This is a genomic window from Xanthocytophaga flava (assembly GCF_030068545.1).
In the GTDB taxonomy this organism is placed as follows: Bacteria; Bacteroidota; Bacteroidia; order Cytophagales; family 172606-1; genus Xanthocytophaga; species Xanthocytophaga flava.
The window spans coordinates 1-642 of record NZ_JASJOR010000096.1 but is presented as its reverse complement, the minus strand read 5'-3'; the positions used below and the strand labels follow the sequence as shown (position 1 = coordinate 642).

The window sequence follows — 642 nt, the reverse complement described above, 5'->3', positions numbered from 1 at the left end:
CTGTGGCATAGCCATTAAATGAAAGATAGGATACAGGTAAACTCACAGGAGTTCCACTGATAATGCCTATTTGCGAAAAAGTTGAAAATCCACTTCGTCCATATTGAGTTTTTATGGAGTAATCGCCTACCACTGTGCTACCATCAAAAGTCCAGTTTGAGCCAGTTCCTGTGGCAACATGGCGTTTGGCAAAAGTAATCGGACCACTGCCGCCCGGATAGTTAGGTAAATACAAGGTTATATTATATCTGGCGGAAGTAGCAGGATCTACATCAGGTTCCAGTGTCCAGTAACCATCATTGGCCAGATAGGAAAACGTATTACCCCCTTCTTTCAAAGCAGAAGCCCCTATTGGAAGAGAGGAACCACCCGGATTCCCCCAGGTAAAGAATCCCAGCACACTACTCACACTCAAATCGGAGGTTACACTCATGCGTAAGCGTTCATACTTGCCAGCATCACCAATCGGATAATCATAATCTGAAGCAGCATTTGTCTGTGTAAAAGAGACATCGTCTACATAAATATACCTGGTTCCACTGGCAGAAGTAGTAAAGCCTATTTCACATGTTCCGTTGGTAACTACTATTCCTGTAATACTAATTTGTGTCCAGCTATTATTGCTTATAGTTTGGGTAAGAG

General features: G+C 42.8%; 1 protein-coding gene. It reads right to left on the bottom strand.

All coding sequences use genetic code 11. The annotated features are described in order from the left end of the window. Window positions 1-642: hypothetical protein (locus QNI15_RS38915; RefSeq protein WP_314037609.1), on the bottom strand; the 642-nt coding region annotated here is incomplete at both ends.